Genomic DNA, 19280 nt, shown 5'->3' with positions numbered 1-19280 from the left:
GCGACCCGATGCGTCGAACCCACGCGGCGCGCCCAGCAAGGGGATCAGCATCATGCAGGTGCCGACCGAGGTCCCCGGCCTCCGATCCGCCCGCATCGACTCCGGGCGCGCCCCTCAACGGGACATGACCACGCAGGACTTGTGCCCCCGGTGCGGAGCCAGAACCCTGCATACGCCCCACTCGCCACCCCAGTCGTCGACGACGGCCGTCAGCAGCCGGAGCGCCCCCGCGACGCCGCTGCGCGCAGAGCTCGGCGACGTGGGGGCCTGCGTGATCCGGGTGCTGGTCCCGGACGAGCAGGCACAGGGCGTCGTCGCGGCTGCCGGCACGTGCACCGTCATCAACCACCAGCTCGTCGCCTGCAGCATTACCAAATTCGGCCATGTGGCGAACGGCAGCACCAGCGGTGACGGTCTGATCGCCGCAACTTCTATGTGCAGGGCTTCGGCAAAGGCAACGGCGTTCCGCTACGACCCGGCCGACCCCACCCCCTCCCTCGGCGGCCCGCTGTTATCGAGTGCGGCATCAACCGCCTCAAGAGGCACCGTGCCTTGGCCACGGGGTACGACAAACTCGCGGTCCGCTACGAGGCGGCCGTCCGCATCGCGGCCATCAACGAGTGGCTGTGACCAGCAGTCATGCGAAACAGGCCAGGATGGCGCGCGAGCTTCAGGAACTCATCGCGGCTCGGTCGGAATCGCTGCGAAGAACACAGAATTCGTTGCCTTCAGGGTCAGCGAGGACTGCCCAGCCAGAGCCATCAGGATTCCGGTGATCGGTGACAAAGGAGGCACCGAGGCCCAGCAGCCGGTCGACCTCCTGCTCACGCGAGGTCTCAGGGCGCAAACACAGATGGATCCGGTTCTTGATCGTCTTGGACTCGAGCACCTGATTGAAGTGCAGCACTGGGCCCTCCGCCAGCAGCACCTGAGTCTCCCGGTCGCCTGGTTTGTCCTCCGGATGCAGTGGACGGCCAGTCACCCTGCTCCAGAACCGGGCCAGCTCGTAGGCATCCGCACAGTCAATCGCCACGTTCTGCAATACCGAAACCATGCGCGCAAGCCTTCCTGACTTCCACTCCAGATGCCACCGAGTTGCGCTCAGCCTTCGCTCACACAGCTCAGGCGCATGGCAGCACTTTCGCGATCACGAGGCAGTCCGGCTCCGGCAAGAGCACGTTCCTGCGCTGCGCGTCCGGCGTGGACCGGCCGACGAGCGGGACGGTACGGCCGGCATCACCCTCCCCTGTTCCTCGGCGGCGGGAAGACCGACCAGCAGTGGCTGACCGAGGTCGTCCACCGGGTGGTCATGGCCGACCGTCTTGCCCACATGCCCGCGTAGTTGTCCGGAGGACAGCGGCAGCGGGTGGCTGTCGCCCGGCGCCCGTCACCCGCCCGGAGACCATCTTCGCGGACGAACCCACGGCCGCACTCGACCCGAAGTCGGCCGGACACGTCCTGAAGCTGCTGTGCGAGGCCGTCGACCAGATGGGGCAGACGATCGTCCTGGGCACCCGTGATCCAGCGGCAGCCGCCTGGGCCGACTCCGTGGTCATCCTGAGCGGGGCCCGCGCCGGTGCTCGGCCGCCAGCGACAGCTCGACCAAGGTCTTCACCGGCCCGTCCGTGCACAGCACCGCATCGGTGAGCTCGAAGAGCGCATCCGCGCGGGCGCAGAGACACTCGTAGAACTCGACCCGAAAGCGGGACAACAGGCCCAGCGCCTCGCTCCCGGGCACATCGACGGGCAGACTCATGAGCAAGTGAAGCCTGCAGCGTCGTCCGGTGAGCGGATGGCGTCTGAGGCCTGTCATCGCGGCCGTGCCGCGACGCTTCAGCCCGGGCACGATCTGGCCGGCGCGCCAGCGCGGATCTGCCAACTGCAGCCTATTGCTGGGATCCGGAGCGCGTCTCAGTGACCCGGTTCGGCCAGGAGCAGCGCATTGAGATCGGCGTAGTCGAATCCGCCTTCCAGCGTGGTGGTCGTGCCCTTCTCCAGCAGTTCGCGGGCGGCTCGACGGACCAGCCCGTACGCCGCCTCGGCGATGGAGGATCCCGCACTGATACGGGCGACTCCTGCCCCAGCGAGCTCGGAGACGGACGGGGCACCGGGGCCGGCCAGGACGTTCACCGGCACAGGCGCTTTGTCCACGAGCGTCCTGACCGTCTCGGAGTCCCATGTGCCGAGGATGAAGATGCCGTCCGCGCCGGCTTGCGCGTAGGCCCGGGCCCGGGCCAACGTCTCCTCCAGCCAGGCCGTGCGGTCACCGGGCGCCAGGCGGTGGGTGTCGATGCGGGCGTTGATGAACAGCGGGACGCCGGTCTCGTCAGCGGCCCTGCGGGCGGCTGCGATCCTTTCGGCCTGCTCGGCAACGGGCCGCAGAGTGTCCTCGATGTTGATGCCCACGGCTCCGACCGCCAGGACGCCTCGAACCGTCTCGGCCACACCGGCCGGGTCTGTCGCGTAGCCGCGTTCGATGTCGGCGGTGACCGGTACATCGGCTGCCGCCGTGATGCGTGCGATCGCGCCCAGCGCCTGCTCACGGCTCAGACGGTTGCCATCCCCGTGCCCCAGCGACCACGCCACCCCGGCGCTGGTCGTCGCGATCGCGAGAGCACCGGCGTCCGCCACCACCCGGGCGGATGCCGCATCCCACGCATTGGGCAGGACCAGCGGTGCGCCCGGTGTGTGTAGAGAGCGGAAAATCTGCGCCTTGTCGAGAAGCGTTGTCATGGGTTGTATTGCACCATGAGCGGCTTTATCGTGAAGTGTGAGTTTCACAACCGTATCGTGCCTGACCGGGGGTTCTTCCGGAAGACGAGTTCTGGGTAGTGCGCGGTAGGCCCGTCAAGGACGGGTGCTCTGCGGCCGCGTAGATGCAGGCCGAAGCAGGCCGCGAGGACTTCCCGCTGCACGGACGGCGAGCGGCTCCACAGCAGCGGGCCGATGAAGGAGGCGAGTTGCTCCGGACTCGCGCCGATCCAAGTCGTGCTGCTCGTCGAGGGCGGGAGGCCCGTGTCTTGCAAGTTGGCGAGCACGTCAGGCGTATCCGTCGACTTCCGGGCTCCTGCTGCGGGACCGCCTCATGTGCCTGACACACCGGCCATGCCGTGAGCTGCGAGAACGGGGGCTTCACCCTGGATAACCGATGCGTGCGGTCCGGGCGGCGAACGGACCAACGCCCGCAGGCTCGTGGACGCATGGGACCGCCGGGTGGGGCCGGATGAATCCGGAACTTCGGTGGGGCATACGGAAGCCGGAACAGCGGGGGCGAAATCAGGGCGGTATGGACAGGACCGGCCTGGCAGACAGAGATCCGAGATCCTGCCGCCGGTATCATGCGCTACGTGATCAACTCGTATGCGAGCCTTGACGATGCTGGGGTTGCGATAGCTGCGGCACGTGCCGGCGCGGACGTCGTGCGCAACATGTACGGCGAGCGGCTCACCCGCATCGACAAGGGCGCCGGAGATTTCGCCACCACCGCCGATGTGGAGGCCGAGAAGGCGATTCTCAGCGTCATCCATGCCGCGCGGCCTGATGACGCTGTGCTCGGAGAAGAGGGCGGACAGCAGGGTGCTGCTCAGGCCGCGCGCCAGTGGTTGGTTGATCCCTTGTGCGGCACACTGAACTACGCCGTCGGCAACATGCTGGTGGCCGTCAACGTGGCGCTGCGCAACGGTGCGGCAGCGGTGGCCGACCCGTTCAGCGGCGACGTCTTCTTCACCGACGGTGAGACCGCCTGGGTGCGGCACGACGATGCCGATGCGCAGCTGGCACCCACGCCCGCGACCCAACTCGTGGATGTCAATCTGGATCCGCCGTTCCCCAGCGCGCCCGGCTTCCGGGCTGTGGAATTGTTGGCCCAGCCCGGGTTCGTGGAACGTTTCCGGCCCCGGGTCGTGTCCACGACGCTGGCGTTGGCCTGGGTCGCCGCCGGTAAGCGCGCCGCATACGTCACCGACGGCGGTGAACTGTCCGGCAGCGTCCATTTCGCCGCCGGTATCGCTCTGTGCCAGGCCGCTGGCTGCGTAGTCACCGGGATCGACGGCGCCCCGATCGGACAGGCAGGCCGCGGACTCGTCGTGGCCGCCGACGGCGAAACCCACCGACTGCTGATGTCGGTGATCCGCAGCCGAAGCCGGCACCGCGCCTGAAGGGGCGTCCCCGTGCCGGCGCTGAGCTTGTCTTTTAAGGTTCGGGCATCGAACGCGGCTCGAACTTGACCAGTGTTATCGCAGTTCAGCGGAAGTAAGAGCGGCCTTCGTCTGAATCCTTTGCTCCGGAGGCAGAGGAACTGGTGAAGTCACTTGTCGATGTGTCTGGGAGGCGCCCCGGTCCACGGGTGGGATGCTCCTGGTGAAAGGTGCTGGTCCTGCCGCGGATGTCGAAGGTCGAGCCGTACGCGGCGATCCGGCGTGACCATGGTGGCGGCATGCCGATGCGGGAGCCTGCAAACCGGGCGCAGCCATGACACGACATCGCCGGTTGGCGAAACCGGCGATCCGCATCGAGAATTTGCGCGGCCTTGCGTCTCTACCTGCTTCCTGGCCCGTCGTCTGCCGCCTGCTCGCCATCCGCCGGGCGCGCGGCTTCCCAGTTCATGCGGACCACCGCGTACGTCTCGCCGTCCCTCGGCGGCCGCGTCCAGGAGCGGGTGGCAAACGTGTGCAGCCGGCCGTTCACGATTGCATGACGCGGCAGATGGGCACCGAACTCCCCGGTCACCGCTTCCAGTAGCGACCGTTCCACCTCGGCGCTGTCCTCCAGGTCACTGAAGAACCGGTTCGGGTCCAGCGCTTGCGGTACCTCCCCGCTTGACCGGACCTCTCCGTCGGCGTACGTGAATGCGTACTGCTCGACGCCGTCTCGCGCCACCGAAAGGTGGAAGAACGGTTCCCCGTGCCAGGCCCTCAGGCCGCTCCACACCACCACCGCGCGAGTGCCCGCGCCGGCGGTCGCAGCCGGGGAGACGAACCGCTGCCGGTCGAACGGTGCAGGGTCACCGTCGAAGGCGAAGCTCCAACCGGTGCCGGCTCGGCCGACCGCCATGAGAGCCCTGTCTTCGTAGGACGAGAACTCCCTCCGGTTGTGCAGCACCCTCTGGCGCGCTTCCCAGAAGGTCATGGGTTCGTTCAGCACGATGCCGTCCCCCTCCGCGAGACGCCCGGGCAACTCCTCCGGCTCCACACCCTCCACCAGTGCGAACCGGTAGGACGTGCGGTTGTTGCCCGGGTCCGGCTCCGCGAGCCACGCCAGGTCGCCCGGGTCGAGCCCGGCCGTCGGCCTCGGTGCCTCACCAGGCTGCCCGCCCCTAGGGGTGGACAGCAGCTCGCGGCCCCGCTCCTCGGTCAGCAGCGGCCCCAGCACGGGGTCGGCCACCCACCCCAGCGGCGCCAGATGGTCCGGCCCCAGTGGCTCCCACAGGGGCAGAGCGTCCATCAGCGTCCGCCATGCCCCGTCGGTCTCTCCCCACCGCGCCAGCTCCCGCGCCCGTTCGACCGCCGCCCCGAACGGTCCGGCCGCCGTGTACCGGTAGGTGCCGGCGCGCACCTGATCCAGCGTCGCGTAAGCCAGTGACACCAGGTCGGCGTCGGCACCCCGCAAATGGAACGTCAGCGTGGAGTCGTCCTGGTACGAGTGCGCCGCGTGCTCGGCGACCATCGCCGGCAGCAACTCGGGCGCGTACTGCGGGTCCGTCACCAAGTTCTCGAAGTACACCATGTAGGTCTGGCCGAGCAGGCGGCGTATCTGGTCGCCCAGTCCGGCGGCCCGCGGTCTGCCGTACTCCTTGGCCTCGTCCAGCGCCTTGCCGGCCCGTTCCCAGCCGCCGCGCAGCGCCTCCAGCCGGGCCTCTTCCACCAGGCCGTCCAGCTTTCGCGTCGTGGCGTTGTCGAACACCGGCTCCCCGTCGCCGGGCTGCGCCCGCAGGCTGTGGAACTCCCGGTACATGTCCCGCATGAACTCGACAAAGTTCGCGTGCCGCTCGGGTGGCGCGGCCCGCCAGCTCGCCCACGTGTACACGGCCCACTCACCGTCCTCATCCACGTCCTCGGGATCCATGAGGACGTGGGTGATGTCGGACTCGACGTCGAGCTGCAGCCCGCGCCGCCAGATATCCGCCTCCCGCCGCTCCTCGGGCCCGGCGTCCTCGTCCAGGTACTCCTCGAATATGTCCGCGAGTCCCGACTCGTCGTTGTGCCAGCACGCTTCCTTGGTCCCCGCCAGCAGCCACACGAACCCACCCGCGTGCCGCCAACCGTCGCTGACCTTGAGGAACTTCCGGTACGACGGGGGCATCCGTCGGCCGAGGCGCTCCTCCATGGCTGCGATCCGCTCCTCCGACGCGGGTGGAAACCCCAGCCACCGCGCCCGTCGCGCGACCTCGTCGTCCTCGTCCCGCGTCTCGCCGTCCGGCAGGGAATCTGCCCACTCCCCGCTCCACTTGAGCAGGAAGAGCCGCCAGTCGAATGCTGTGGTGTCCGTCATGAGCCCGATGCTGTCACCCACCACTGACATTGCTCCGCTGCTTGCCGCGGCCAACGGGACCCTCTCGTATGCGACCGGCCCGGCAGGCTGTGCCAGCGTGCTTGCGTCCCGCTCGGTCGATGGAGAAGTCGGCCAACTCCGCGTCGGTGAAAGCGATCCCGAGGCCGTGGGCGCCTCTACCTCCGTCCCGGAGGTAGACGTGCCGCAGTGCACGGGCGAGGATCACCAGCTGCTGCTCGCCCGTGCAGGCGTCCCGGGCGGCGAACAGCTTTCGCGCGACCTGCCGGTACTCGTGCACGACGGAGGCTGCGGTCGACGTGAGGGTACGGGCACCAGGGAGGCCGGGCGGCCGCGCCGCATCCCGCTCCCTCCCAGGTGCGGTCATGCGACCGATAGCGGCTGCGTCATCCGGCACGCAGGCTGGGGGCATGGACACCATCGTGCTTGGAAACGCGGAGATCACCCGCGTGGCGGAGGAGCTGCCCGCCAAGGGCCGCGCCCGCGACTACGTCTTCCCCGACGTGCCCGTCGAGCACTGGCAGGCACACGAGAACTGGCTCGCCCCCACCTTTTTGGACCCGGCCGCCGACGAGATCCACATGATGATCCAGACCTGGCTGATCCGCAGCGAGGGCCGGACCATCCTGATCGACACCGGCATCGGCAACGACCGGGAGCGCCCGGCCATGCCGTCCTTCCACCGGCTGAAGACCCACTACCTCGGTGAGCTGGCCGCGGCAGGCGTCCGCCCGCAGGACGTTGACACGGTGATCTGCACCCACATCCACGGCGACCACGTCGGCTGGAACACCCGCCTGACGGACGACGGAGAGTGGCGACCGACCTTCCCCCACGCCCAGTACGTCATCTCGCGCGCCGACTTCGACTACTGGAACCCGGCCAACGGACACCGGACCCGCTCCGGCCCACAGATGGCCAACGTCTTCGAGGACAGCGTCACCCCCGTGCACCAGGCCGGACAGACCGTGCTGTGGGAGGGCGACCACCACGACATCGACGCCCAGCTCCGTATCGAGCCGGCTCCCGGCCATACGCCCGGCTCCTCCGTCGTATGGCTGCGGTCGGGCACGGACCGGGCGGTGTTCGCCGGGGACCTGCTGCACAGCCCACTGCAGATCGCGGAGCCGGACGACTGCCCCGGCTTCGACGAGGACGAACCCCGCGCGCGGGAAAGCCGGCGCCGTGTGCTGGGGGAGGCCGCGGACCGGGGCGCCCTGCTGTTCCCCGCGCACTTCCCCGGGCCGGGCGCAGCACAAGTGCGTCGCGTCGGCGACCGGTTCGCGGTGAAGGAGTGGGCGGCATGGAGGTGAGGGCGTGCCGCGGCAGGCCGTCTGCAGTGGCGGATCGCTCCTCACCCAACGCTTCCCCAACTGCTCGCTTCAGCTCCAACCGAACGGCTGGCACCGTACGGGGCCGACTCGCCCGGTACGGATGCTTCGAGATCCGCACCGACAGGCGCTGCAGCGCACGCCGCAGGGCCGTCATCTATTGCGTTTCAGTTGGCTGCTGAATGCTTGGTCCGCCAGTCGAGTATGCCGATTCCGTCACATTGGGCCGACTGTTGTCGCACATGAGCCGAGTGTTGTTGCAGCGCCGACGGTTCGGCGGGCTCCAGTTGCGCCCTGGCTGTGCGCACCACAGGCTGCCCCTATGGACCGCACCCCAGAAACCAGTGTGCTACCCATTCTGGTGACAGGCGCGGCGGGCAGTGTCGGCGCCGTCGGGCGCTCCGTGGTCGAAGGCCTTCGGCGTCGGGGCCTGCCCGTCCGGGCCATGGTGCGCCGCGATGACGAGCGGGCGGAGGCGCTGCGCGCGACGGGCGCCGAGGTCGTCGTCGGAGACCTGACGCATGCGAGCGACGTCGCCGACGCCCTGGCCGGTTGTGGACGTATGTACTTCGGCATGGGCGTGTCGGCGCAGTATCTGGAGGCTGCCGTGACGGTGGCGGCCGTCACGCGTGCGTACGGGGCCCTGGAAGTGTTCGTGAACATGTCGCAGCTGACTGTCTCCGAGATGCACCTCACCAGCACCTCCGAGTCCGTGCAGCAGCGGCAGCAGTGGCTGGTGGAGCAGGTCCTCGGCTGGTCGGGCCTGCCCGTCGTCCAGGTCAGGCCCACCGTGTTCCTGGAGAACCCGCTGTTCCGTGTGGGCTTTTCCTCGATCGCGAAGTGCGGAAGCATCAGGCTGCCCTTCGGCCGGGCGAAAACCTCCCCTGTGGCGGCCGGGGACGTCGCCGCGGTCGTGGAGGAGATCCTGGCCGATCCTGCCCCGCACGTCGGCCGGATTTATGAGCTGACCGGCCCGCGGTCGGAGGACGTCGCCGCCATGGCGGCGGAGGTCTCCGCAGCCCTGGGCCGACCGGTCGGTTACATCGACGTCCCCTTGCAGGAGTGGATCGACGACGATCTCGGGCCGTTGGGGCTGCCCGACCACGTCTTCCAGCACATCTCCACCATGGCTTGCCTGCACGCGGGGAATCGGTACGACCGCAAGGCGGACGGGGTCGAGCAGGTCATCGGGCGGCCTCCTTCGGGAGTGGCCGATCACGTCCGTGAGAACCCCGGCCTGTTCAGCTCCTGAAGCCACTTCTTCGTCGTTCGTTGTCGAGCGTGTTGCGGGCTGATCGTTGGAGGCGCCGATTGGCCGTCGTGCACGGGGGCTGGCCGCCACACGTACGCCGGATCGAGTTCTCACGCCGACACCGCCCCCGAAAGGACCCGGCCCGTGAGTGACGAACTGCTTGACCTGGCAATCGCCACCAACCGACGGCAAGGACCGCCCATACGACGCAGGCCGCGTGCACTACGAAACCCTTGTTCCGCAGTGCACTCAGCGGAGTGCGACTGGGGCTGCAGGACGGTGGTCGATGCCCGGGCCAGGACTCATACGTACTACACCCGTGGGGGGTTGCCTGCCGACGTCCTGACCGTGATCGAGGAGCCGGAGTCGGCAGCGCCCGGGCACGGCCAGGTCCTGATCCGCACCACGGCCTTCTCGGTGCACCCTGGTGATCTCCAGGCCGTCGAGGCCTACCCGGGGAAGGCTGCACAGCCGGTTCCGGCCGGCCTGGAGGCCACCGGCGTGGTGGAGGCGATCGGCAGGGAGCGAGCTTGGCCCCGGGTGTCAAGGTCGGTGGCCGTGTAACGGTCTTCCCCCAGCCGGGGGCGTGGTCCCAGTGGATCGTGGCGGATGCCGAGGCGGTCGTCGCCGTACCGGACGAGTTGTCGGACGAGGTCGCCGCGCAGATGCTCGCCAACCCGCTCACCACGGTGATGCTGCGCCGTGAGGCGCAGGAGCACCTGGCCTTCGGATACGACGGTCTTGTGGTGCAGACCGCCGCGGGCTCGTCGGTCGGGCGGCTGGTGACGGGCGTGTGTCGGTTTCACAACCTGGCACTGGTCAACGTTGTCCGCAGCGATCGCGGGGCCGCCGAGCTGCGCAAGCGGTTCCCCGACGTGCCGGTCGTGTCGACAGAGCATTCGGGCTGGGCGGAGGAGGTCCGCAAGGCAGCCGGCGGCCGCCCGGTCAGTGTGGCCTTCGACCCGATCGGCGGGAAGCTGACAGAGACCCTTCTGGACCTGTTGACGCCGGGCGGGAAACTGGTCAGTTATGGGCAAATCGCCGAAGAGGTGATCTCTGTGCACGCGTCGAGACTGCTCAACAAATCGTTGACGCTGCGGGGCAAAAGCATCGGCCGGTGGCTGTCCGAGGCCTCCGCCGAGAGGCGGGCGTCCGACGTCGCCACCGCGAAGCAGATCGCGCTGGGGCTCAAGGACCAGCTCGAGGTGGCCGCCACGTACGGCCTTGGCGAGCTGGCCGACGCCGTGGAGCACGCGGTACGGCCCGGCAAGGTCGGCCTCGTTCTCGTCCGCCCCTGATAGCCACCGTAAGGCCTGGTGGTCCCCGGATTCGGTGCCTGCCATACGCATCGCGACGGAAAGTACCCGGCTCGTGAGTGACGAACTCCTCGATCTGGCAATCGCCACCGCCGGCGGCCAAGAACACTGGGACACCCTACGCGGCCTGAACGTCGACATCTCCATCGGCGGCCCGATCTGGGCGAGGAAGGGCTGGCCGCCGGACAAGACGTTCGACCAGATCCTGACGCCCGACACGGTCAAAGAGCACATCGTATTCACCCCGTTCACCCGCCCCGACCAGCGGATGGTCTTCGACGCCGCCGCCGACAGCGTCACCATGCAGACCCTCGACGGCGGACCGGTCGAGATCCTCACCCCCGCACGCGCCGGCTTCAAAGGAATGCTGCGCAACAGCGCCTGGGACGCTCTGCACCTCGGCTATTTCCTGGGCTACGCGTGCTGGAACTACTTCACCACCCGGTCTCGTCGCGGCGGTTGTTCTCTCCCTGTCCCGTCTGTACGAGGGTCTCGACGTTCGAGCCGTCGAGGTCGCAGCGCATCACGCGCATGCCCTCGCGATCAACCCAGTAGAGCTTCCGGCCGGCGGCCTCGAAGTGGAGCTGCTTCGGCGTGACGCCACTGGGGACGCGCGCCCGTGAGTACGCCGACCGACAGTTCCGGGTTTGAGTCGAGCAGATCCACGGCCGCCGCGAGCTGTACCGCGGCCTCGTGGGCGACGGCGTTCTTTCTGCGCCGGGCGGTTGATGGTGATGGTCAGCGCGCCGGCGCGGCGCTCATGGAGCACCATGTCGGGCCGCTTCGGGCGCCGTGCTCATCGCGACTCCTCCGCTTCCGTCGTGCCGGGGATCGCTTCCTGGCTACGCAGCTCGGCGATCTCGGCGGGGCTGAATCCCAGCTCGGCAAGGATCTCGTCGTTGTGCTCGCCCAGGTCCGGTCCCCGCTTGGCAGTGCGATCTGGTAGGCGCCGAACATCTTGCCGGGCCGCAGGATGGCGCAGTGGATGGCGACCGGACCGAGGGTGATGCCGACGCCCGGTCCAGCCAGTTTCGATATGTGTCCGGTCGCTTCACCGACGAGTGGGTTGAGGGGGCTGCTCTGGTCGAATGGCGCCACGCATGCGGGTCCGTCAGTTCGCCGGTGTGGTGAGCAGAGCGGCCTCTGACGAATGCGTGTAGATCCTCATGAGGCCTCGGGGGTATCGCTACTAAGCCGTAATACCCCCGGTGGTACAGACCACGAACCCGCCGTCGCGGGCGAGGACGACTGAGCGTGAGAAAGACGGTCACGTGCCGGAGCGCGCCATCGAGTTCGATAGATATGGCGCCCAGGCGTTTGAAGAGGATGCGACCGATGCCTCTGCTCGCCGCGCCTTTCACTGAGGCGGCTGCTTGCTGTCGTCACCGTGTGCCTTCTCTGCCTGTCCGAGAGGGACGGCGGTCCTTGGCGTCGAACACCGCCAGGGAGCGTGCCGCAGGCAGAAGCGCTCGCTCCAGAGGGCGTAGGAGTGTGTTCTCCAGGCCTCCCAGGGCTTCGGCGAGCTCTTCCGAAACATCCCGGGTGATCTCCTCCGCCACGGCATCTACCGGAGTGCGGGGGCCCAGCTTGCTGACCACGGCGGCCGCGCGAGCGGGGGTGAGGAGTGCCGAGGCCTGGGCCAGGAGCCAGGCGGGAACTCCGGCCGCTCCCTGCGGCGGTGGCAGATAGGGACGTGCGCCGTCGAACCGCTCGTCCTCCGCGAAAGACTTCTGCTTGACCTTGACCACTGGACGCGCCTGCGGATCCGCCTCCGGCCATTCGCCGGCCGGCTTGAGGACGTAGCCTTCGGCGAGATTGTCCGCCAGCTCAGGCAGCCCAAAGAGGGCTGGGACTCCTGTGGAGAAGGCGCACGGCAGCTCCTGCAGCTTGTTCAGCGCGCCGTGCCCGAGAGCAGGAGGGCAGACGAGCCCTGCGGCCGCCGCGGCTCCGCGCAGAGCACGGTCAGAGATCCAGTAGCGGCCGCCAGCCGTCTCGACGGATGCGTCGAACGGCAGCCAGTGCAGGCCTGGCGAGTACCACACGCCCGTCTGCACCGGCTCGGCCCCGGCAACGGCAGGAACATCCGGGTGTGGGTAGCATCCGCCGGCCAGCTCACCGTAGATCGTCACCGCCGCAGCGTCACCCCACACACTGCGCAGTGCGGAGGTAAAACGGGCCGCCGCCACCGACAGCACCGGCCAGATTCTGCTCACGCCGAAGAAACCGTCCAGCGCATCGTCGCCCAGGAGTTCACGCCGCTTCGCCGGATGAACCCCCGTGCCGGTGCACACCACCGCAAAGTGCGCTGCGTGCACCTTTTCCACCGCGACCCACTCCCGGATCCCAGACACGCCAAGCCCTCCCCTCGCGGAGATCTTGGGATACGGCTGTAGCCCGGAACCTGCTGACGCAGCGTCGAACATGAGGAGGATCATCGCTGTCTGTCGAGCCCCGGGCAACTGAGATTCACCGTGACAACTCGGGAAGCTCAACACTTGCGAGGCAGCCACAGCTGTCCTTGCAACGCAGTGGGCACGCATGTCGCCGTTCCGTGAACCGTGACCCCATGCTGTACGCGGCCGAGTCGTGGCGGACATTCCGCTGGTACATGGAGCAGAGGCACTACTCGGGTTCCTACTGGTCGAGTACGCAGTCGGATCACGTGATCTACGGGTCACGCCAGGAGCTGGCGCGGCAGTGGTACGCGGACTTCGACCGGCATGTGACGGCGATCGTGGCCCAGCCCTTCTTGCTGCGGGTCGAGCGCTTGTCCAGGCAGTGCACGCCACGGCGGGCAAGACGGGTTCACCAAGCCCGCGGCGGGTGCGGGAGGGGCGAGGATCCGGGGCGGCGGGGCGGGCCTTGCTGCCGGATGCCGTCGTGCAGGGCTGCCCAGGTGGGCAGGAGGACCAGCGCGATGGCGGCGGTCCAGGCCATGATCGCCACCGTGATGAATCCCATCCCGGACAGCGGATCCGATCCGCATGCCGGGTGGTCGGTGCCCCAGCGTACGCAGGCGAAGTGGTCGCGTGAGGTGAACGAGGCCAACGGAAGCAGCAACCCCGCTCCGAGGGCGGCGAGCACTCCGTGGAGCGCGCGCAGTTCGTTGTGCGCGTTCCGCCATGCCACGAAGAAGCCGACAGCCAGTTGCAGCAGCATCGCGACGGGCACGGTGTAGAGGGTGAACACCCCGCCGACCCACTGGATCGGCCACGGGAAGACCAGGGCGTTTACGACGTGTTCCACCCATAGTCCGAACCCCGCGGCCGCGCCGAACACGACACCGCTCACCAGCGCCCGCACGGGATGCAGGCGCGGCGGAGCGAGGAGCGCTGCGGAAGCCTCCGCCGACGGGGGCCACAGCAGGAACCGTCCAGGTCCTGCTGTGGGCGCGTCGCCTCGCATCCGGTGGAGGACCCTTACTCCGAGCGGCGCGGCGAGCGGCAGCGCGGCGGTTGCCCCGACCACGGCGATGACCGCCAGCGAGGGTGTGATCACGGCGATCGTGGAGAACACATAGCCGAGGTAGTCCAAGGGCGTCGGCAGCAGGTTCAGCGGGCTCGGCAGGGTCAGCAGCCCGAAGCCGGGTACCCCGGCGGGATAGACGTGCCCGAGCCAGATGCTCAGCAGCGCCACACCGGCCGCACAGCAGGCGACGATAGGCGCGAGCGGACGGCGCGCGGCGAGCACGACCGGTGCCCACGCGCGGGCGGTCACCGCGTTCCACCGTACGAATCCGTACCCGACGACTCCGAGGAGCAGCCACCACGACAACTGCACCGCAAGAGGGTCGGCGACGCCGAGAGCGAAGGCCGTGTAATGCTGCTCGTCCCCGAACGTGCCGACGGCGAGACCGCAGCCCACGGCGAGCCCCGTGCGGTGGGCGCCCGCCCACCTCGCGTGGTTCAGATGTGCGGCCAGCGTCACGCGCCAGATGCCCGCGGCCACGCTGCCGCCCAGCAGCACGGCGGGGGCGAGGGCGCTCAGCACGCCGTCGTGGCCGGTCAGGCCGGCCGCGTCCTCGGTCCACTGCGCCACCTGCAAGTAGACGAGCGAGCAGGACAGCGCCAGCCCGAAGGCCTCCCAAGGGGAGAAGTGGAACAGCAGGCTGGTGTCGCTCAGCGCGGCCAGCCGCTTTGCCGCCGAGGGATGCGTGCGGCGGAACAGCGGCCGGCGGGGCGCGGTCCGCTCGATGCCGTGCTGTGCGGCGAGCAGGCGCCGCAACGAATGGGCGCCGCGCGTCCATACCGCGACCCGGGCGTCCGCATACAGCTCGCGGCTGCGCAGTACCGCGCTGCTGGCGTGGGCGACCGTGACCGCCAGAGCACACTGGGCGGCGATGAGCAGCACTTGGAAGATCGCGCTGCTCGGCAGCAGCGTCCAGCCGACGAGCAGGGAGAAGGGCGCCAGGACGGCCATGGGGATCGCCACCGCGAAGACGAACAGCCGGTAGCAGATGAGGGTGAGGAAGGCGATGTCGACATCACGGTTGCGCAGGTGTGCCAATTCGTGCAGGACGATCATGCGAAACGCCTCGGGATCGATGCCGTGCATGCGCAGCAGGCCGCCACTGAGCATCACATGGCGTCGGCCGATCCGCCCGAAGGCGATTCCGGTGAGGCGCTGGTCCCGCAGGTCGACGACGAAACGCACCGAGCACCGCAGTTCGGCGAGCGCCATCAGTTCAGTGAGTGTGCGCTGGATGTCGGGGTACGCGTCGGGCCGAAACGGCCGCAGCCGACGCCGGCGCAGCCGGTAGAGGGGCAGCAGCCAGTAGGTGATGCCGACGGCCAGCCACAGAGCGGCGAGCGCCGCCAGCTCCACGGTGGACCCGCTGCCGCCGAATTCCGCTTCCAGCCCGCAGCGGCGGGCGAATGCCGCGGGATCGGTCGCGTCCTCGGCGAAGTTCTCCGACGCGCATTCGAGGGACTCGGCGATGGAGCCCAAGCCGCCGCTGCCAAACCCGAAGTATGTCACCGTCCTGACCAACGACCCCAATTGCGTCGCCATCGCCACCGACGTACTCAGAATCAGCAAGGCGAACCGCAGAGACGTGCCGGACGGCAGGCGGAACGGGTGCTGCACTCCCACTGGACTGCCGGCCCCCATGCCGTTCGCAGTCCCTGTCACGAGGAGGTGTCCTCCCCGTCCCGGCTGCTCCCGCTCTGTTCGTCGTCCTCCGGAGCACCCGCGCTCCAGCCGGCGACAACCCCGCCCAGGATGGCGTCGGCGAGGAGCCGTGCCTGCTCCGGTGGCAGGCCCAGCGCGACTCCACGGTCGTAGGCGATGCGCCGCAGCAGTTCCAGGTCTGCGGGCCGGAGTCCCCCCGGCGCAACGGGCCGCGCCGTGCCCGGCGCGGCGTACGGGTTGTCCGCAGCACCGGCCGGACCGCCGACCGCCTCGTCGACCGGGGTGCCGTCGGTACGGATGTCCGCCCGCGCCCGACGCCTTCGCCACCAGCCTCGTACGCGCTCCTCACGCATGACGTCGGTGGCGATGTTCCCCGCGACCGTTGCCGCGACCGGCAATGCGAACACCGTCCACGTGCCGACAGCGATGGCGTCGATGCCGATGCCCAGCGGCTCGGGCCGAGCCTTCCGGGTCGCTCGCACCGGATCCTCGAAGTAGGCGTCAGCCGTTTCCTCGAAGAACGCCAGCTCCTGCGGAGCCAGCCACCGCACGGCCCCCCGGGCCAGCTCCCGCGTTCGCTCCGTCTCACTGTTCCGCAGCGCACTCACCGGCGGGCCCCCGTCCCCCTGATCGCCAGTCCCGTCAACGGGAGTATTCCCCTCAACTCACCACGCATTCAAGGTATTTGGAGACGGTCTCGGGAATGGTGAGTGATTCGGCCAGGGGCGACGGCTTCGGAGTCGGCAGAGATCACGCGTGCCGCGCTCGTGCATGCTCGGTAAAATCCGGACGGTGATCCGGCGGTCGCCGTCGTGTGCTGGGTGACTTGGTCGAAGGCGGGTGAGGTCCGGTCGCAGCAACGGCAGACCGTCCACCAGTTGCAGCCGAGCAGGCCCTGGAACGAGACCACCTCCACGTTCCTTCCTCACCCGGCAAGCGGTCTGGACCGGCGCACCGGAAAACGGCCTCGCCCACGCGTAAAAGGGACTGGTCCGTTCCGACCGGCTCAGCTTGGTGGGGCCTTGACCCGGAATCTTGGAAACGGGCTATGAGGCTGGGGCAAGGGTGGTTGATGTGGTGTCGAGTGCTGTTTCGTAGGCGATGGGACTGCATTGTCCGAGGCGGGAGTGGCGGCGTCGGGTGTTGTAGCGGTGCAGCCGGCGGAACAGGTCGAGGCGGGCGTCACGTTCGTGGGCCCCGAGGCAGCTCCCGCCCAAAGCCGCTACACCGCGCTCAACGCCGGTGTCTTGACAGCAGCCGTGCAGAAATTGTTGGGCGGGTGCCCCCGCCTCGATGACACGTTGGCAGCATGAGTGAATCAGTGATCAGTGACGACGATGTGTCCGAGTTCGTGGACAAGGGGTTCCTCCGTGTGGAGGGGGCGTTCTCGCGTGATCTCGCGGCGGAGTGCCGGGAGATCATGTGGCGGGACATCGACGGTGAGCCCGATGACCCGACGACGTGGAAGAGCCCCGTGGTGCGGCTTGGCGCCTATGGGCAAGAGCCTTTCCGGGCCGCTGCCAACACGTCTCGATTGCACGCCGCGTTCGATGCCCTCGTTGGCGAGGGGCGCTGGGCGCCCCTCGGCGGGCTTGGCACGTTCCCAGTGCGATTCCGCAGCGACCAGGAGCCAGGCGACGACGGATGGCACATCGATGCGAGCTTCCCGGGAGACGATCCCGCCGACTTCATGTCCTACCGGGTGAACGTCACTTCCCGGGGACGGTGGCTGCTGATGCTGTTCCTGATGTCCGACGTGGGGGAGGACGACGCGCCTACCCGGATCCGGGTAGGTTCCCACCTGGACGTCGCCGCACTTCTCGAACCCGAGAGAGAGGCCGGCCTGACCTTCATGAACCTCGCCGAGCGCGCCGTGCCCGCCACCGATCACCGACCGCTTGCCATGGCCACGGGCCGAGCCGGGGACGTCTACCTCTGTCACCCCTTCCTCGTACATGCCGCGCAACCTCACCGGGGTGTCGAACCCCGCTTCATGGCGCAGCCGCCGCTGCTCCCCAACCCGAGACAGGGTCCAAGCATCGAACGTCCCGATGGCGACTACTCCCCTGTGGAGACCGCGATTCGCCGAGGCATCGGACGCTGACGCCCTTCAGCCATGCGGCGATGACCGAAGCGCACCCCACGTTCGACCGGCGCCCCAGCGCCGCAGCCCGAACGCCAGGTGTCCGCCGCAATCAAAGGGAAGCCTCAGTGACGGCGTCCACCGCGCGTACGACCATGACTCCCAGGGCCACCAGGTGGTCCAGGAGGCTCACGTCGACCGTGTCGTCGCGGTCAGGGTCCGACTCCGCGTACTCCTGGATCTCGGCGCGCAGACGTGCGGCGGACATCGGGCCCTCTCCGAGACGGCGCAGGACGAACTCCTCCGCACGGCTCAGGGGGTACAGGGCCGAGGCTGCCCTGTCGACGGCGATGGTCAGCGTCATGCGTGACACCTCGAAGACGGGGCGCGCGCCCTGCGCGGCGGGGTCGTCGAAGTGCACGGCACCGGAGTTGGCCACATGGACCCGCTGCAGCTCGCAGTCGGTGGACAGGGCGACCGTCGCCTCGTCCGGGACCGCCTCCGACGGGGTCGCCGGTTCGCCGGCGGCGGCGAAGAACCGGCGGAACGCGTCCGGGCCCACATCGGCGTTGTAGAGGATGTCCTCCGGCACGTCGATCAGGGCGACCTCCGGGTAGAGGCGCTGGATCCGTTCCATGGCCGCCGCGCCGTCCGACACTTCCTGCGGTGCCGTGTGCCGGAAGTCCAGGTGGTACCAGCGCTTCTTGGGGTCGCCGAGGACGATGATCCCGTACTTCTCGGGGGTGTCGGCGATGGGAGCGCCCTTGAGCAGCCTGAACGTGCCCACGTCCGCACGGGCGATGACGTGCCGGTGGTCGCGGACGAACCGGTAGGTGTCGTCCGCCTCCTCCGCAGTCTCGGACGGGAAGCCGCTGAACACCCCGGCTTCCACGGAGATACCCGCCGAGCTGCACATGCGCAGGATGTTCGACATGCGCTGCCGGTCGGTCCCCTTGACCATCGCCTCCAGCACGCGTTCGTTGGCGCTCTCCATTCCCATGTACAGGCGCACGCAGCCGGCCCGGCGCATGGTGGCGAAGAGTTCGTCCGTCATCCCCTTCTCGAAGCGGGCCACGCCGTGCCATTTGATGTCCGTGCCGCGGGTTATCAGGGCTTCGGATATCTGCCGGAAGATTTCAAGTCCAATGAGATGGTTGTGACGCTATGGGGTTTGTGGTGTGGGTTCCCTGCGTTTGGCCGGGTTGTTGATCCAGGCCGTCTGGGGTATCTCGGGTGGTCTGGTGCGGCGGCCGAAGCGTTCGGGGTGGCGGGCGTATGCCTCGGCGAGGGTGACCGCGCGCTGGTCGCGGACTTCCTCGGCGGTCCCGAAGTGGACGAAGGCGGGGGTGTGCCAGCCGATACCCGAGTGCCGGTGCTCATGGTTGTAATACGCGATGAACGCGTCGAACCACTCGCGGGCGTGGGCCGGCGAATCGAACCGTTCGGGATAGTCCGACATGTACTTCGTGGTCTTGAACCGGGCCTCGCTGTAAGGGTTGTCGTTGGAGACCTTCGGCCTCGAGTGCGACCGCGGCACCCCCGGATCGATCAGTAGCTGGGAGACCTTCTTCGACGTCATCGAGGTGCCGCGGTCCGCGTGCACGGTCTGGGGCACGATGCCGTTGCGGGCGATGGTCTCGCGGATCAGCTCCTCGGCCCGC

Annotated in this window: 17 protein-coding genes and 1 pseudogene; 7 read left to right on the top strand and 11 right to left on the bottom strand. The window is 68.6% G+C overall.

Annotation, left to right across the window (positions count from 1 at the left end):
- Window positions 1-114: 114 nt before the first annotated feature.
- The 4 genes and pseudogenes from IEZ15_RS30385 to IEZ15_RS30365 all read right to left on the bottom strand — a co-directional run bounded on the left by IEZ15_RS30385 (window position 115) and on the right by IEZ15_RS30365 (window position 2733).
- Window positions 115-342 (bottom strand): hypothetical protein, encoded by a 228-nt coding sequence (locus IEZ15_RS30385; RefSeq protein WP_194535976.1) that lies wholly within the window; start codon window positions 340-342, stop codon window positions 115-117.
- 328 nt (window positions 343-670) lie between these two features.
- On the bottom strand, window positions 671-1054 hold the full coding sequence (locus IEZ15_RS30375; RefSeq protein WP_114248291.1) for a VOC family protein: 384 nt from the start codon (window positions 1052-1054) through the stop codon (window positions 671-673).
- Window positions 1055-1567: 513 nt separating this feature from the next.
- Window positions 1568-1756: pseudogene (locus IEZ15_RS30370) on the bottom strand (NF041680 family putative transposase); the annotation flags it as partial.
- Window positions 1757-1911: 155 nt separating this feature from the next.
- On the bottom strand, window positions 1912-2733 hold the full coding sequence (locus IEZ15_RS30365) for an isocitrate lyase/PEP mutase family protein (protein WP_189280235.1): 822 nt from the start codon (window positions 2731-2733) through the stop codon (window positions 1912-1914).
- 614 nt (window positions 2734-3347) lie between these two features.
- On the opposite strand from IEZ15_RS30365, the gene IEZ15_RS30360 reads away from it, so the two are divergent.
- Window positions 3348-4157, top strand: coding sequence for an inositol monophosphatase family protein (locus IEZ15_RS30360; protein WP_189280274.1), 810 nt, complete (start codon window positions 3348-3350; stop codon window positions 4155-4157).
- A 379-nt stretch (window positions 4158-4536) separates the two neighbouring features.
- Here IEZ15_RS30360 and IEZ15_RS30355 read toward each other — a convergent pair whose 3' ends face one another.
- The gene (locus tag IEZ15_RS30355) at window positions 4537-6489 is read right to left on the bottom strand and encodes an SMI1/KNR4 family protein (protein WP_189280234.1); all 1953 of its coding nucleotides are present in this window, start codon (window positions 6487-6489) and stop codon (window positions 4537-4539) included.
- Between the two features lie 13 nt (window positions 6490-6502).
- Window positions 6503-6874, bottom strand: a complete 372-nt coding sequence (locus IEZ15_RS45215) for a hypothetical protein (RefSeq protein ID WP_229846191.1) — start codon at window positions 6872-6874, stop codon at window positions 6503-6505.
- Window positions 6875-6917: 43 nt separating this feature from the next.
- Between IEZ15_RS45215 and IEZ15_RS30345 the strand changes: the two genes are divergently transcribed.
- The 5 genes from IEZ15_RS30345 to IEZ15_RS30330 all read left to right on the top strand — a co-directional run bounded on the left by IEZ15_RS30345 (window position 6918) and on the right by IEZ15_RS30330 (window position 11004).
- Window positions 6918-7820, top strand: coding sequence for an MBL fold metallo-hydrolase (locus tag IEZ15_RS30345; RefSeq protein WP_189280233.1), 903 nt, complete (start codon window positions 6918-6920; stop codon window positions 7818-7820).
- A 340-nt stretch (window positions 7821-8160) separates the two neighbouring features.
- Window positions 8161-9090, top strand: coding sequence for an NAD(P)H-binding protein (locus IEZ15_RS30340; protein WP_189280232.1), 930 nt, complete (start codon window positions 8161-8163; stop codon window positions 9088-9090).
- 327 nt (window positions 9091-9417) lie between these two features.
- Window positions 9418-9654, top strand: coding sequence for an alcohol dehydrogenase catalytic domain-containing protein (locus IEZ15_RS45210; RefSeq protein WP_229846190.1), 237 nt, complete (start codon window positions 9418-9420; stop codon window positions 9652-9654).
- Window positions 9621-10388 carry a zinc-binding dehydrogenase gene (locus tag IEZ15_RS30335; protein ID WP_229846189.1) on the top strand — a complete coding sequence of 256 codons (768 nt, stop codon included), beginning with the start codon at window positions 9621-9623 and terminating at the stop codon, window positions 10386-10388. The genes IEZ15_RS45210 and IEZ15_RS30335 overlap by 34 nt, the downstream gene beginning before the upstream one ends.
- A gap of 73 nt (window positions 10389-10461) precedes the next feature.
- Window positions 10462-11004: a hypothetical protein gene (locus tag IEZ15_RS30330; protein ID WP_189280231.1), complete on the top strand. Its 543-nt coding sequence runs from the start codon at window positions 10462-10464 to the stop codon at window positions 11002-11004.
- Window positions 11005-11788: 784 nt separating this feature from the next.
- Here IEZ15_RS30330 and IEZ15_RS30325 read toward each other — a convergent pair.
- The 3 genes from IEZ15_RS30325 to IEZ15_RS30315 form a co-directional block, all read right to left on the bottom strand.
- Window positions 11789-12916, bottom strand: a complete 1128-nt coding sequence (locus IEZ15_RS30325; RefSeq protein ID WP_189280230.1) for an RNA ligase family protein — start codon at window positions 12914-12916, stop codon at window positions 11789-11791.
- Window positions 12917-13211: 295 nt separating this feature from the next.
- A complete protein-coding gene (locus IEZ15_RS30320) occupies window positions 13212-15536 on the bottom strand; it encodes a M48 family metalloprotease (protein ID WP_189280229.1) in 2325 nt (774 codons plus the stop codon).
- A complete protein-coding gene (locus tag IEZ15_RS30315) occupies window positions 15533-16144 on the bottom strand; it encodes a hypothetical protein (protein ID WP_189280228.1) in 612 nt (203 codons plus the stop codon). Before IEZ15_RS30315 ends, IEZ15_RS30320 begins: the two co-directional genes overlap by 4 nt.
- A 701-nt stretch (window positions 16145-16845) precedes the next feature.
- Between IEZ15_RS30315 and IEZ15_RS30310 the strand changes: the two genes are divergently transcribed.
- Entirely contained in the window at window positions 16846-17640 is a 795-nt protein-coding gene (locus IEZ15_RS30310; protein WP_189280227.1) for a phytanoyl-CoA dioxygenase family protein, read from the top strand.
- A 91-nt stretch (window positions 17641-17731) separates the two neighbouring features.
- On the opposite strand, the gene IEZ15_RS30305 is transcribed toward IEZ15_RS30310, so the two are convergent.
- Complete coding sequence (locus IEZ15_RS30305; protein WP_189280226.1) at window positions 17732-18694, bottom strand: radical SAM protein; 963 nt, start codon at window positions 18692-18694, stop codon at window positions 17732-17734.
- An 87-nt stretch (window positions 18695-18781) separates the two neighbouring features.
- On the bottom strand, window positions 18782-19280 hold a 499-nt coding region (locus IEZ15_RS30300), incomplete at its 5' end, for an integrase core domain-containing protein (RefSeq protein WP_189280225.1).

The organism is Streptomyces atratus, from assembly GCF_014648655.1.
Classification (GTDB): domain Bacteria; phylum Actinomycetota; class Actinomycetes; order Streptomycetales; family Streptomycetaceae; genus Streptomyces; species Streptomyces atratus.
Note: the sequence above shows the minus strand (reverse complement) of the source record. Positions and strands in the feature narration are given on the sequence as shown.